This is a genomic window from Octadecabacter temperatus (assembly GCF_001187845.1).
Lineage (GTDB): Bacteria > Pseudomonadota > Alphaproteobacteria > Rhodobacterales > Rhodobacteraceae > Octadecabacter > Octadecabacter temperatus.
The window spans coordinates 825,378-839,510 of sequence record NZ_CP012160.1 but is presented as its reverse complement, the minus strand read 5'-3'; the positions used below and the strand labels follow the sequence as shown (position 1 = coordinate 839,510).

15 protein-coding genes are annotated in these 14,133 nt (G+C 55.9%); 10 read left to right on the top strand and 5 right to left on the bottom strand.

From position 1 onward, the window contains the following. Positions 1 to 30 precede the first annotated feature (30 nt). From gatA to OSB_RS04365, 3 genes are all read right to left on the bottom strand, one after another. A complete protein-coding gene (gatA, locus tag OSB_RS04375; RefSeq protein ID WP_049833838.1) occupies positions 31 to 1,509 on the bottom strand; it encodes an Asp-tRNA(Asn)/Glu-tRNA(Gln) amidotransferase subunit GatA in 1,479 nt (492 codons plus the stop codon). Continuing rightward, positions 1,509 to 1,796 (bottom strand): Asp-tRNA(Asn)/Glu-tRNA(Gln) amidotransferase subunit GatC, encoded by a 288-nt coding sequence (gene gatC, locus OSB_RS04370; RefSeq protein ID WP_049833837.1) that lies wholly within the window; start codon positions 1,794 to 1,796, stop codon positions 1,509 to 1,511. Before gatC ends, gatA begins: the two co-directional genes overlap by 1 nt. A 68-nt stretch (positions 1,797 to 1,864) precedes the next feature. Then, positions 1,865 to 2,320 carry a nucleoside deaminase gene (locus tag OSB_RS04365; protein ID WP_049833836.1) on the bottom strand — a complete coding sequence of 152 codons (456 nt, stop codon included), beginning with the start codon at positions 2,318 to 2,320 and terminating at the stop codon, positions 1,865 to 1,867. A 110-nt stretch (positions 2,321 to 2,430) separates the two neighbouring features. Here OSB_RS04365 and OSB_RS04360 point away from each other — a divergent pair, with 110 nt between their 5' ends. The 10 genes from OSB_RS04360 (at position 2,431) to dtd (ending at position 11,359) form a co-directional block, all read left to right on the top strand. Beyond that, positions 2,431 to 3,150, top strand: a complete 720-nt coding sequence (locus OSB_RS04360) for a class I SAM-dependent methyltransferase (RefSeq protein WP_049833835.1) — start codon at positions 2,431 to 2,433, stop codon at positions 3,148 to 3,150. 27 nt (positions 3,151 to 3,177) lie between these two features. Beyond that, positions 3,178 to 4,035 carry a pseudouridine synthase gene (locus OSB_RS04355; RefSeq protein ID WP_049833834.1) on the top strand — a complete coding sequence of 286 codons (858 nt, stop codon included), beginning with the start codon at positions 3,178 to 3,180 and terminating at the stop codon, positions 4,033 to 4,035. A gap of 210 nt (positions 4,036 to 4,245) precedes the next feature. After that, entirely contained in the window at positions 4,246 to 5,118 is an 873-nt protein-coding gene (locus OSB_RS04350) for a 5-bromo-4-chloroindolyl phosphate hydrolysis family protein (RefSeq protein WP_049833833.1), read from the top strand. Positions 5,119 to 5,144: 26 nt separating this feature from the next. Next, the gene (locus OSB_RS04345) at positions 5,145 to 6,347 is read left to right on the top strand and encodes a toxic anion resistance protein (RefSeq protein WP_049833832.1); all 1,203 of its coding nucleotides are present in this window, start codon (positions 5,145 to 5,147) and stop codon (positions 6,345 to 6,347) included. Beyond that, a complete protein-coding gene (locus OSB_RS04340) occupies positions 6,348 to 7,337 on the top strand; it encodes a DUF2927 domain-containing protein (RefSeq protein WP_234967346.1) in 990 nt (329 codons plus the stop codon). Positions 7,338 to 7,373: 36 nt separating this feature from the next. After that, positions 7,374 to 8,471: an SPFH domain-containing protein gene (locus OSB_RS04335; protein WP_049833831.1), complete on the top strand. Its 1,098-nt coding sequence runs from the start codon at positions 7,374 to 7,376 to the stop codon at positions 8,469 to 8,471. Beyond that, a complete protein-coding gene (locus OSB_RS04330) occupies positions 8,471 to 8,791 on the top strand; it encodes a hypothetical protein (RefSeq protein ID WP_049833830.1) in 321 nt (106 codons plus the stop codon). The genes OSB_RS04335 and OSB_RS04330 overlap by 1 nt, the downstream gene beginning before the upstream one ends. Positions 8,792 to 8,867: 76 nt before the next feature. Continuing rightward, positions 8,868 to 9,977: a TFIIB-type zinc finger domain-containing protein gene (locus tag OSB_RS04325; protein ID WP_049833829.1), complete on the top strand. Its 1,110-nt coding sequence runs from the start codon at positions 8,868 to 8,870 to the stop codon at positions 9,975 to 9,977. A 30-nt stretch (positions 9,978 to 10,007) separates the two neighbouring features. Further along, positions 10,008 to 10,922 (top strand): carbohydrate kinase family protein, encoded by a 915-nt coding sequence (locus OSB_RS04320; RefSeq protein ID WP_049833828.1) that lies wholly within the window; start codon positions 10,008 to 10,010, stop codon positions 10,920 to 10,922. Then, the gene (dtd, locus tag OSB_RS04315) at positions 10,919 to 11,359 is read left to right on the top strand and encodes a D-aminoacyl-tRNA deacylase (protein ID WP_049833827.1); all 441 of its coding nucleotides are present in this window, start codon (positions 10,919 to 10,921) and stop codon (positions 11,357 to 11,359) included. The genes OSB_RS04320 and dtd overlap by 4 nt, the downstream gene beginning before the upstream one ends. A 9-nt stretch (positions 11,360 to 11,368) precedes the next feature. Here dtd and OSB_RS04310 read toward each other — a convergent pair whose 3' ends face one another. Both OSB_RS04310 and OSB_RS04305 read right to left on the bottom strand, forming a co-directional pair. Beyond that, on the bottom strand, positions 11,369 to 12,481 hold the full coding sequence (locus OSB_RS04310; RefSeq protein ID WP_049833826.1) for a hypothetical protein: 1,113 nt from the start codon (positions 12,479 to 12,481) through the stop codon (positions 11,369 to 11,371). A 73-nt stretch (positions 12,482 to 12,554) separates the two neighbouring features. Then, a complete protein-coding gene (locus tag OSB_RS04305; RefSeq protein WP_049833825.1) occupies positions 12,555 to 14,117 on the bottom strand; it encodes a trimethylamine methyltransferase family protein in 1,563 nt (520 codons plus the stop codon). Positions 14,118 to 14,133: the final 16 nt, after the last annotated feature.

The window sequence follows — 14,133 nt, the reverse complement described above, 5'->3', positions numbered from 1 at the left end:
TCACCTTCATAAGTCGAGTTTAGACGCGGTTTACCACCAACGGTTCGGTTTTGCTACAAATTGCAGGGATTGCTCCAATGCGTAGGCAGTATTCAGCAGATCGCCTTCTTCCCATGGACGGCCAATCAGCTGCAGACCAAGCGGCAACCCGTTTTTATCTAGGCCCGCAGGAACCGCGATGCCTGGCAATCCGGCAAGGTTGGTTGTGACTGTGAAGACGTCATTCAGATACATCTGTACTGGGTCCGCATCCTTCATTGCGCCTAATTCAAAGGCCGATGACGGGGTCGCAGGTGTCAGGATCGCATCAACGCCGTCTGCAAACACGTTCTCAAAGTCGCGCTTGATCAACGCACGCACTTTACGGGCGCGGTTGTAGTAGGCGTCGTAGAAACCAGCAGACAAAACATATGTCCCGATCATCACGCGGCGTTTCACTTCGTTACCAAAACCTTCGGCGCGGGTCTTTTCGTACATCTCGGTGATGCCATCGCCAGCCTCAAGCTTGGCACGGTGGCCAAAGCGCACGCCATCATAGCGCGCAAGGTTGGATGACGCCTCAGCTGGGGCAATCACGTAGTAAGCTGGCAGCGCGTATTGCGTGTGCGGCAGCGAAATGTCTTTGATCACAGCGCCTGCGTCTTTCAGCATCGTGGTGCCATCATCCCAAAGCTTGGAGATTTCTTCGGGCATACCGTCCATGCGGTATTCCTTCGGAATACCAATGGTCTTGCCGCGAATGTCGCCGGTCAGCGCAGCCTCAAAATCCGGCACTGCAAGGTCAGCGGATGTGCTGTCTTTCGGGTCGTGACCGGACATCGCCTTCAACATGATCGCGGAATCGCGCACGTCTTTTGTCATCGGGCCTGCTTGATCAAGCGAGGACGCGAACGCCACAACGCCCCAACGAGACACGCGCCCGTAGGTTGGTTTGATACCTGTAATGCCCGTGAAGGCAGCAGGTTGGCGGATGGAACCACCCGTATCAGTCCCCGTTGCGCCAAGACAAAGGTCAGCCGCAACCGCAGATGCGGAACCACCGGATGAACCACCCGGTGTAAGTTGCGCGTCGTCATTGCCGCGCTTCCAAGGGTTCACAGCATTGCCGTAAACGGATGTCTCGTTGGACGACCCCATCGCGAATTCGTCCATGTTCAGCTTGCCGAGCATGACTGCGCCGTCAGCGAACAACTGGGTCGTCACGGTGGATTCATATTCAGGTTTGAAACCTTCAAGAATGCCGGATGCGGCTTGTGACGCCACACCTTTGGTACAGAACAAGTCTTTGATACCAAGCGGGATTCCGTTCAGATCGCCCCCAGCTTTGTTCGCATCGGCAGCTTTCGCCATGTCCAACGCCAGCTCAGGCGTTTTATGAACAAACGCGCCCAGCGCATCTGCTTTTTCGATCTCGGACAAGCAGGCTTGCGTCAGCTCAACGGACGTCACCTCACCCTTCTTCAGGGCATCGCGCGCTTCGGAGATTTTGAGTTTTGAAAGTTCAGACATTATTCAACCACCTTCGGAACTGCGAAAAACCCTTCGCGGGCATCGGGTGCGTTTTTCAGAACGGCCTCTTGCTGGCCACCATCGTTAACCACGTCATCGCGGCGCTTCAGGCGCTGTGGGGTCACGGATGTCATTGGCTCAATGCCGTCGACATCGACTTCGTTCAACTGTTCAATAAAACCCAGTATCGCGCTGAATTCATTGGCCAATTCTGGCAGTTCGTTTTCTGGCACAGCAATCCGTGCAAGTTTAGCGACGCGGCGGGCGGTTTCGATGTCGATGGACATGGGATTTCTCCGTTCAAATCTTTGTCCCGCTTTACCCGTGGTGCGCGCGGGCTTCAACCACCGCGACGCTAGCCTTGGCGTTTTGCAGCAAAGAACGTCTTAAGCAGCTCTTCGGATGCTTGCGCCGAAAGCCCGTCATAGACTTCAGGGGCGTGGTGGCATTGGGGCTGCGCAAAGATGCGCGGGCCTTGGGCCACGCCGCCGGATTTCGGGTCCGCAGCCCCGTAATAAAGGCGTGCGATGCGGGCGTTTGAGATCGCCGAGGCACACATCGGGCAAGGTTCAAGCGTGACGTATAGGTCATGCCCCGTCAGGCGTTCTTGCCCAAGCGCTTCGCAAGCCGCTCGGATCGCGAGGATTTCGGCATGTGCTGTCGGGTCATTCAGCTCACGTGTTCTGTTTCCCGCAGTGGCAATGACCTCACCAGTAGGGGAGACCACGACCGCGCCCACAGGTACTTCGCCGCGGGTGGCGGCAGATTTGGCCTCATCCAAGGCGGCGTCCATGTGGGTGCGGAAAGTCATGTGCTTTGATGGGCCGATGAAGGTGGGTTTGGCAAGTGTTGGATTTGAGTATTTTCGAGCCAAAGAAAATGGGTGTTTCTCTTTAGAATTGAGCGGGGTAGCGTGCAGGTATGAGTGATGATCCGTCCTATGACCCCGCCGATGTTGCCGCACTTTTTGACCGCTGTGCAGGGAATTACCGTTGGTGGAGCAATGTTAGTTCGTTTGGATTTGTGAACCGTTGGCGGCGCGCGGCGGTGCGCCAGTTGCCAGTGACGCACCCCAAAGTGGTGGTCGATTTGATGGCCGGCACCGGTGAGATTTGGCCCCATGTTCTGGCGCGTTTCCCCGATGCCGAGATCACCGCGATCGACATTTCGCACCAAATGCATGTGCATGCCCTTGAGGTCTTACATAGTGAACGGGCCGAAAAGATAACGCATTTGGAGGCCAATGCCCTCACCACCCCCCTGCCCGATGGGATGGCGGATGTGGTGGTATCTACGTTCGGGTTAAAGACGTTCAACGATGAACAGCACGTCATTTTGGCCCAGCAAGTGGCGCGGCTCTTAAAACCCGGTGGCGCGTTTTCTTTGATTGAGGCGTCAGACCCCAAGGGTTGGCTGCTGCGTCCGTTTTTCAGGTTCTACATGGACCGCGTTGTTCCGTTGGTGGAAAAGCTATTCCTAAATGGGGCCGAAGATTTCAGCATGGTCGGCCCCTATTCCAAACGGTTCGGGAATTGCGAAGGCTTTGCCCAAGCGATGCGCGATGTGGGTCTTGAGGTGACATATCATCGGCATTTCTTTGGCTGCGCGACCTCCGTTTCGGGGCGAAAGCCCGTTGCCTAAGCCCGCCTGAGGGACTAGGGCCAAGGGATGACTGAAAAACCAACACCATCTGGCGATCGCATCGCCAAAGTTCTCGCACGTGCCGGCGTCGCCAGCCGCCGCGGAGCCGAAGCCATTATCGAAGCCGGCCGCGTGCAGGTGAACGGGGTCGTTATCACGTCACCCGCATTGAACGTCACCGAGCGCGACCGGATCGTTGTGGACAACAAACCACTTGCGGAACCTGAAGCCCCGCGCATCTGGCTGTATCACAAGCCCGCGGGCTTGGTGACGACAGAGCGCGATGAAAAAGGCCGCAAGACCGTCTTTGACGCCATGCCGGCAGAAATGCCCCGTGTGATGTCTGTCGGACGTCTTGATATCGCATCTGAGGGTCTGTTGCTGCTGACCAACGATGGTGAGCTGAAGCGCACGATGGAATTGCCTGCAACAGGTTGGCTGCGTCGGTATCGCGTGCGCATCAAAGGGTCATTGTCTGAAGCCAAGCTGGATGAGCTACGCAATGGCATTACCGTTGATGGGGTCGAATACGCGCCGGTTGAGGTGAAATTTGACCGCCAACAAGGCGCAAACGCGTGGCTGACGATGGGGTTACGCGAAGGAAAGAACCGCGAAATTCGCCGCCTGATGGAAGCCATGGGTGTGGTCGTGAACCGCTTGCTGCGCATTTCATACGGGCCGTTTCAACTTGGCACCCTGAAGCCAGGGGCAGTTGAGGAAGTAAAACAACGCATTGTGCGCGACCAAATGGGCCTGCGCGAGACGCCCAAACCGTCGATGGTTAAGCGCAACACAAAGGGCAAACGCCCACCGCCAAAACGCGGCACCAACGCCTCGGCGAAGGCGAAGTCCACAGGTTCAACGGGGAAAACGCCCCGTAGATGACCCTTGCCCCTGTGGTTGTGGTGTGCATGGTTGTTGCGACTGTTTTATCTAAGTCTTTGGGGACGTTTCATGTGTTTTGTGTTTGCTGTAACCTTGCCATTGGCGAAACGTGGAGGCGCGCTTGCCTGATACTGTGAAAATGATTTCGTATATCTTGCTCATCCTGCTGATGCTTGGTGTTGTGACCGGCTGGCTTGGGGGGCTGTAGACATGGCTAAGAAGTTTGGTGGCAAGTTCAGCCCTGATGGGTCTGAGACGGGTGGCATTCGCGAAGCCGTTGTTGATGAACGTCGCGTTACGGCGGCGGGTGCCAAAGCGAACATTCTATTTATTCCTGGCATTATTTTGGCATTCCTGTCGCTGAATGAGGGTGCGTTGAATTTGCTGCTTGGTTTGGGCGGCGCGGCTGTGCTGACATTGGCCGCTTGGCTAACACGTGACGGGCTGAAGGCTGCAGCGGCCTATGATCTGCGCAAAGTGGCGCGAAAGCCTGTTTTACCGCGCAAGTTGTTGGGATCCGTCCTTACGGGCGCCGGCATCACAATGGCGTCTTTGTCCAATGATCCTAGCGTTTTGGCGGCCGCTCTTTATGGCATTGTCGCCGCTGGCTTGCACATCACGGCCTTTGGCATGGACCCGATGCGCGACAAACGCATGGAGGGGATTGATACCTTCCAACAGGATCGCGTTGCCAAAGTGGTGGATGAGGCCGAGGCGCATCTTGCGTCTATGAAGGACCACATCGACACCATCGGCGATCGCCATCTCGAAACCCGGACCGCGCAGTTTCAAGCAACGGCACGTCGCATGATCCGCACCGTGGAAGAAGACCCGCGTGACCTGACAGGCGCGCGCAAGTTCTTGGGCGTTTACTTGATGGGTGCGCGGGATGCGGCAGCGAAGTTTGCTGACCTTTATAAGCGTGATCGCAATGAAGGTGCCCGTACTGAGTTCGAAAGCCTGCTCACCGATCTTGAGCAGAATTTCGCCGCACGAACAGACAAGATGTTGCTCGATGACCGCAGCGACATGGATATTGAAATCAAAGTGCTGCGCGATCGTTTGCAGCGCGAAGGCCTATAAACAGGCCACTACATAGGGGGACAAATATGTCTGACACAGTCGCAAAAAACATGGAGGCCGCACAAGCGAGCCTTAAATCTGTCGAAAAAGTCACTGCTGTGATTTTGGCGGAACCAAAAAACGAACTCGTCACGTTGGAAGCCGCCAACAAGACGACAACAACCGCGATCAATAAGCGGATGAAAGAACTGAATATGGAAGACACGAATTCCATTATCTCGTTCGGGTCATCCGCACAGGCTGAATTGCAGGAAATCTCCCAGTCCATGCTGCAAGGCGTGCGCAACAAGGACGTTGGTCCTGCTGGCGATAGCTTGCGTGAGATCGTGACAACCATTCGCGGCTTTAACGTTTCCGAACTCGACGTGCGCCGCAAGCGCAGCTGGTGGGAACGCCTTCTGGGTCGTATGGCCCCTGCTGCAAAGTTCGCCGCGAAGTTCGAAACTGTTCAAGGCCAGATTGATAACGTCACCGACGATCTTTTGAAGCACGAGCATGTGCTGTTGAAAGACATCGAAAGCCTTGATGTTCTGTACGACAAAACGCTCAGCTTTTATGATGAACTGGGCCTCTACATTGCGGCTGGTGAAGCAAAGCTGACTGAAATGGATTCCAAAACCATCCCAGCTAAGGAAGCGAAAGTTGCCAAAGCGTCTGAAGAGAAAGGCGTGATGATGGCACAAGAACTTCGTGATTTGCGTGCAGCACGCGATGATCTGGAACGCCGTGTTCACGACCTTAAGCTGACACGTCAGGTGACAATGCAGTCCTTGCCGTCCATCCGTTTGGTTCAGGAAAACGACAAATCCCTCGTGACCAAGATCAACTCTACGCTGATCAACACAGTTCCACTGTGGGAAACACAGTTGGCGCAGGCCGTAACGATCCAACGCTCTGCTGAAGCTGCTGTTGCCGTGCGCGAAGCCAACGATCTGACAAACGAATTGCTGACAGCCAACGCGGAAAACCTGCGCTCTGCCAACAAGATGATCCGCACCGAAATGGAACGCGGCGTGTTCGACATCGAAGCTATCAAGAAGGCCAACGCTGACCTGATCGGTACGATTGAGGAAAGCCTGCAGATTGCTGATGAAGGCAAGCGCAAGCGCGCTGAAGCCGAAGTTGAGCTGAAGAACATGGAAGCCGAACTCAAGGCGACATTGTCCGCAGCCAAAGCACGCGGCACTGCGTCCGGCCACAACATCGGTTCCGCTGCAGGATCCGAATAATTGACAGCAAACACAGGCGGCATCTTCAAGACGGCAGTAGGGCTTTTGGCCCTATTGTCGCTTGCCGCCTGTGACCCTGCCGACAGTATTGAAACCTCTGTTACGCCAGAGATACGCCCTGCGGTTACACCCGAACCCCTTCCCTTGCCCCCGATTGAGCTGCGACCGGTGGATGAACGCTCTGCCACAAGCATCGAACTGGCGACCCACTTTCGCCGCGTTGAAAACGACCTCAGAACCCGTGGGCTTTTACGCACCGATGGCGGCGGGCCGGATACGACATTTACCGACACCATGCTTGCCCGAAATTTCGTGCGCATCGCGCTGTTTGACGAATTCGTCATGACACCGACCGGCCTGCGCGCACAGCCAACCATCAGCCGTTTGCGCCGCTGGGAAAAGCCCGTGAACTTCACGGTGCAATTTGGTGCCACGGTCCCCGAAGACCAACGCCTTGAGGATAGCCAAAACGTGCGCAACTACGTGTCCCGTTTGGCGCGGGTGTCCGGCCAGCCGATGTCGATGAACGACACGGATCCCAATTTCCACGTGCTTATCCTGAACGAAGACGACCGTCTGGGATTTGAGGGCGAACTACGTGCCCTCGTCCCTGGAATTGACGACTCCAGCGTGCGCGCATTCCTAGACGTCCCTCGCGACACACTGTGTCTGGTCTTGGCGTTTTCCCAAGACGGAAAACCACAATATTCACAGGCCGTTGCGCTGATCCGTGGCGAGCACCCCGACCTGATGCGCCTGTCTTGTATCCACGAAGAATTGGCGCAGGGCCTTGGCCTCGCCAACGACAGTCCGCAAGCGCGGCCGAGTATTTTCAACGACGACGAAGAATTTGGCCTGCTGACCACCCACGATGAACTGCTGCTAAAAATGCTCTATGATGATCGTCTGCAGACTGGGATGGCTGCCGCAGAAGCCGCCCCCATTGCGCGGGTAATCGCGACTGAATTGACGAACTCTGGGCCAAGTTAAACGAATACTGAACACATCTGACTAAGGAGACCCAACATGGGCATTCTCGATTTTCTCACTGGCGAATTTATTGACGTCATTCATTGGACAGACGACACCCGCGACACGATGGTGTGGCGGTTTGAACGTGAAGACCATGAAATCAAGTACGGTGCCAAGCTGACGGTCCGCGAAGGCCAAGCCGCTGTATTCGTTCATGAAGGTCAGCTGGCGGACGTGTTCACGCCGGGCCTTTATATGCTTGAAACCAACAACATGCCGATCATGACGACGTTGCAGCATTGGGATCACGGGTTCAAATCACCGTTCAAATCGGAAATCTATTACGTCAACACAACGCGGTTTAATGACCTCAAGTGGGGTACGAAAAACCCGATCATGCTGCGCGACCCTGAATTTGGCCCAACCCGCATTCGCGCGTTTGGTACTTATTCGGTTAAGGTCTCCGACCCTGCCACGTTCCTGCGCGAAATCGTGGGCACGGACGGCGAATTCACGATGGACGAGATCAGCTACCAGATCCGCAACATCATCGTTCAGGCCTTCACCCGCACGATCGCAGCGTCCGGTATTCCGGTTCTGGATATGGCCGCAAACACCGCCGACCTTGGCAAGCTGATCGCGGGTGCAATTTCCGAAACGGTTGCGGCTTACGGTCTCAGCATTCCTGAATTGTACATTGAAAACATCAGCCTACCACCAGCAGTCGAGGCTGCTTTAGACACACGCACATCCCGCGGCCTGACGGGTGATCTTGATGCGCATATGAAATACGCCGCCGCAGAAGCGCTGCGGTCGGGTGGCGAAGCATCCGGCGCGATGGGTGCTGGTATGGGCGCAGGCATGGGCATGGCGATGGCGCAGCAGATGGCAAATCCGTGGGCACAATCAGCCGCACCTGCCGCCGCTGCACCCCCACCACCGCCCGTCGAAAACGTCTGGCACATCGCCGACGACGGCAAGACCAAAGGCCCCTTTTCCAAAGCCGCGCTTGGACGCATGGCGGCTGAAGGTGCGTTAACCCGCGAAACCCATGTATGGACCCAAGGGCAAGACGGCTGGAAGACCGCAGATGAGGTCGACGAACTGGCGAAACTGTTCACTGTGTCGCCTCCACCACCCCCAGGCGCTTAATGTCCTCAGGCGACATAGAACGTATATTTTCCACCGTGCAGACCCGTTGGGGCCTGCGCGGTGATCCACTGCTTTGGGACGCGATAAAGCAGCGCATGATCTTACGCGGTTTACCTGACACAGCCGATCAATTCGCTGCACAACTGGCGCAGGACTATTTCGAAATTGTCGGGCAGCACCTTGATGAAAGTGACGATTTTGTTGGCGTAACGACCCTGCGCCGCGAAAACGGTGGCATGTCGAACGGGATGGTGTCCCCGAAAGCGTGGCGCGAAGGGCTGATGCCTTTACTGCTGAGCCGTTTCAACGAGAATGTCTGAAATTCCCCTCATAAATCTACGTGACAATGCGTTGCGGATTATGGCGCCTCAGGTGTTTCACGGCTATCTTTAGCTCATGGAGAATCTTGAGCAGATAGCCCCCGCCGATGAGCACCGCTTTCCTTGTGATCAATGCGGGGCCGACCTGCGGTTTGATCCGGGTGAGAACCAGTTGATCTGCGATCATTGCGGCAACACCCACGCGATTGGCGATGGGCTATGGCGCGGTGGCTCGTTGCAAGAACTTGACTTTCGAAATGCCGTCTCGGGCGACATGCCAGAATCCGAGATCGAAGAAACGCGCGTTGTGTCCTGCCCCAACTGTGGCGCGCAGACCGAGTTTGACGAAAGCGTGCATTCCGCCGAATGCCCGTTTTGCGCAACGCCAGTGGTCACCGACACAGGGCTGCATCGACACATCAAACCCAAAGGACTGTTGCCCTTCGCGTTAGATGAACGTGCCGCACGCCTGAAAATGACCAACTGGCTTGGCAGCCTTTGGTTCGCTCCGAACGGCCTTAAGGAATACGCGCGAAAGGGGCGCACGTTGTCGGGTATCTACGTCCCCTATTGGACGTTCGATGCTGATACCAAGTCCAAATACTCAGGCCAGCGCGGAACCCATTACTACGAAACCAAAACCGTCACCCGCAACGGCAAACGTGAACAGGTTCGTGTGCGAAAGACGCGTTGGCGCCACGTTTCAGGCCGTGTAGCGCGGTTTTTTGATGACGTGCTGGTGTTAGGGTCCAAATCCCTTCCCAAGAAATACACCGAAGCACTGGAACCGTGGGACCTGTCCGCGATGGAACCTTACCAGCCTGAATATCTCGCTGGTTTCCGCGCCGAAGGGTACACAATCGAGCTTGAAGAAGCCTTCAAAGATGCCCGCCAGTATATGGATCGTGTCATCCACCGTGATGTGAAATTCGACATCGGTGGCGATGCACAGCAGGTCTCAAACGTGGATACCAAGATCGGCACACTGACGTTCAAACACGTGCTCCTACCCGTTTGGATGGCCGCGTATAAGTATCGCGGCCGCACGTACCGTTTTGTCGTGAACGGGCGTACGGGCCGTGTTCAAGGAGAGCGCCCATTCTCAGCCATAAAGATCGCATTTGCCATCTTTATTGGTTTGATTATCGCTGGGTGCATCGGGTTTGTTATCGCTAACAGTCAGTGATAGAAGCACGGCCAAACGAAAGGATACGTTATGATTCTGGCCTGCGGCGAAGCCCTGATTGATATGTTACCGCGCGAAAGCACCGACGGAGAGGATTGCTTTGCACCCTACCCTGGTGGCGCGGTTTTCAACACTGCCATCGGCCTTGGACGGTTGGGTGTCGACGCGCAGTTTTTCTGCGGCATGTCGGCGGATTTCCTTGGTGACATCCTGCGCGGCGCATTGGACGCAAGCAACGTGGATCACACGCCATCCCCACGCATGGTTGCGCCCTGCACGGTGGCATTTGTGAAACTTGTCGACGGTCAGGCAACTTACGCATTCTACGATGAAAACTCAGCCATGCGCACCTTGGCAGCGGCACCCGAAATAGAGGCTAACGCTTTGTTTTTTGGTGGCATTTCCTTGGTCGGCAACGGATGTGGTGACGTCTATGAAGCGTTGATGCTGCGCGAATCTCCGCGCCGTGTCACCATGATTGATCCCAACATTCGCCCGTCTTTCATCAAAGACGTCGTGGCCTATCGCAAGCGGATCGATCGCATGATGGCCGCTGCAGATATCATCAAACTCAGCGATGAAGACCTGCATTGGCTGGAAGGCGAAGGCGATTTGGCGGAACTGGCCCGTGGCTTGGTCGCCAAGGGCGCTAAACTGGTTTGCATCACGCAAGGGGCCGACGGCGTGACAGGCTACACCGCCAATCACGAAGTATTCGTGCCGTCTGAACGTGCCGAAGTGGTGGATACGGTCGGCGCTGGCGACACGTTTAATTCTGGCACCTTGGCGGGTTTGGATCGTTTGGGATGCCTTAGCAAAGCGCGTATCGCAAATCTGACTGCAGAAGAAATCCGCGAGGCCCTACATCTCGGCGTGCGCGTGGCGGCGGTTACCGTGTCGCGAGCGGGGGCAAACCCGCCAACAGCCGCAGAACTCGGACTTTGAGGGCGCTGATCCAGCGGGTTCAATCCGCACAGGTCAATGTTGACGGCGCGCTGGTAGGTGAATGCGGCGCGGGTGTTTTGGTGCTGATCTGCGCGATGCAGGGCGATACCGATGATATGCCCGCCAAACTCGCGGCCAAGATCTCCAAACTTCGGATATTCAAAGACAATGAGGGCCGGATGAACCGCTCGGTCGCTGATATTGGCGGCGAAGCACTGGTTGTTAGCCAGTTCACCTTGGCTGCGGATACGTCTCGTGGAAACCGCCCTGGCTTTTCCGCAGCTGCCGCCCCGCAAGACGGTGAACGCCTGTACGAGGCTTTTGCCGCTGAAATGGGCGCGTTGATCCCAACACAAACGGGTCAATTCGGCGCGGATATGGCGGTGTCTTTGGTTAACGACGGCCCAGTGACCATCTGGATGGATACCGACGCTTAACCGCGCCGATTAAAGCGTTTTCCCGAAAATATGTAGCCGGTGCATACGGCTACTGCCCGCTTTCTCTGCTTGGGCAAGGCTCATCGGGTTCACGTCTGCGATCCACGTATTGCCCACCTCAGTATATCCCGCTGCCTTCGCATTCATCATCACATGTCGCAGGATAACAGGGTTAATCCCCTGCCCCTGAAGCTCGGGCATGATGCCCGCAAAAATCACAATCGCACGGGTGTTGGTCATCCGATGCCGCAAGAAATGCCATGGCGTCGACAGCCCAAAGCGCGAGCGGATACGCCGTAAAAACGGGTTCAAATCGGGCACACAAATGATGCAGCCAGCAGGTTTGCCCTTATGATGCAGCACTGCCGAGATGCGCTTGTCCATCACCCATTTCATATCTTTGGCTTGAAAATTGAACTCCTCGGCACTCACCGGAACGAACATCGGATTGTCAGCGAAAGATGCATTCAAAATCAGCCGCGCCTCTTCGATGCGCTGCGTGATGGTCCGTCGATTGATCGGCGCAAAGGTAAAGTCGCGATTATCCAGCACCGCCTGCTGTTTCGGCCCAATGCCCATATCAGGCGCATCTTGCAGGTTGCGCACCTCCATCGTGGCCATCGGGAAACTCGGTTCATATCCGTTCTCGGCTAGCAATCGCGCGATGTGCGGCGGCGACCACGTCTGATCAAGGTATGGCGCATGTTCAAATCCCTCCGTCACAATGCCAATCTGCTGCATCGCCGTCAGGTTAAAGTTTCCCGCGATCTCGGTTAACCCGCGCGCACGGCACCACGCCTCAGCTGCCCCAAGAAGCGCAGCCGCCGCCTCAACATCATCGCCGCAATCAAAATAACCGAAATATCCGCGCTTAACCCCGTGCAACCGGTTCGAGGCGCCATGTTCATGCGCCGTTATTCGCCCAACAACAGCCCCATCCCGATGCGTGGTAAAATAAGTCAACGCGCCTGCACCCGCACCGGACACCAGTGGGTTTCGATCCGACAAGAACCGCTTCAAATCACCCTTTAGGGGCGAAACAAACGGGCTATCGCGCCCATAAACTTTGAACGGCGCCTCAAAAAACGCTTCAAAATCCCGCTCGCGTAACTCAATCGACATAGGTGCTCCAGATCATCCGCTGGAGCACCCTACCCCATTGTCTTTGTTTTATAAATATTCCTAGGGACAGCGCTTAAAAATCCGTCGGCGCGCCGCCCTCAGATTTCCGCCGCGCAACGAAATCATCCAACTCGCTGCGAATACCCGCATCCATCGGTGGTTCTTCAAAATTGTGAATGATTTCTTTGAATATCCGGTGCGCACGCTGCGCCGTCCACTCCGCCCCCGCAACTTCCCAAGCCTCGAAGTTGCGCCAGTCAGATGCAAACGGCGAGTAAAACGCGTTCTCATAGCGATCTTGCGTGTGTTGGATGCCAAAGAAGTGTCCGTTTGATCCAACCTCTTTGATTGCATCAAACGCAATGTCTTCGGGCGCAGTCGCTGTGACCGCCGGTTCCATATATCGCTGGATCATCTGCAAGACTTCGCAATCCATCACGAACTTTTCGGGGGACGCAATTAGCCCGCCCTCTAACCAACCTGCCGCGTGGTAAACCATATTGGTCCCCGACTGCACGGATGCCCAAAGCGCGTTGGTGGTCTCCCACATGGCTTGCCCATCAGGGACATTGGCGGCACAAGACCCACTTGAACGCAGTGGCAACCCGTAAAACCGCGCCATCTGCCCCGTCATCTGCGTTGCGCGCATGTATTCTGGGGTGCCAAACGCAGGCGCACCCGATTTCATATCAACGTTCGATGTAAACGTTCCGATCACACATGGCGTGCCGGGGCGCACGTATTGGAACAACGCAATCGCCGACAGCGCCTCGGCAACTGACAACGCCACAGCGCCCGACATGGTCACAGGCGCCATCGCCCCTGCCAACGTAAACGGTGTGACAACCACTGCCTGCCCGCGCCGCACGCAACGCAAACATCCGTCAATCATCGGCACGTCATGCTTTAGCGGTGAGGTAGAGTTGATGTTGGTGTACATCTTGGGTGAGGCTTCGAATTCTTCATCCGTCCAGCCGCCCGAAATCTGGATCATATTCATGACGTCTTCGACCCGTTCTTTCCCCAAACTATACGCATGGGCAACCTTGTCGCTGATCGTCATCTTATCAAACACCACATCCAGATGACGCACGGATGCATGCACATCGACGGGTTCCACCGGATAGCCGCCCGCAAAATGGATGCAATTAAAGTGCTGTGTCAGTCGCAACAGATCCGCACATTGCTTGCGGTTGCCGCTGACCTTCTTGCCGATTTCCATGTCGAAATAATTCGGCGGAGAGGACACATTGCCAAACAAGATATGCCCACCCCCCACCGTAATTTTGCGATCCGGATTGCGCGGCGTGATGTCAAATTGTTCCGGCGCCTGACCAATCATCTCCATGACCCAATCACGGCCCATTTTGACGTTGGTGCCATCGACCTTGCAGCCCGCCTGCTTGAACAGTGCAATCGCTTCTTGGTTCAGAAACTCGATACCGATTTCTTCAAGAATGCGCATCGCGCCGTCATGAACAGCCTGCACACCATCCCCATCAAGGGGCTCAGTTGGGCGGTCCGTGTTCACAGGAATGCGCCAAGGCATTTGGTTTATGTCGGTGGTTTGGCGTTTCGCAGTATTGGCTGCGCGTCCACCGGAACGGCGACGGCGGGGCTGGGCGGCATCAGACATCGGAATATCCTTTGTT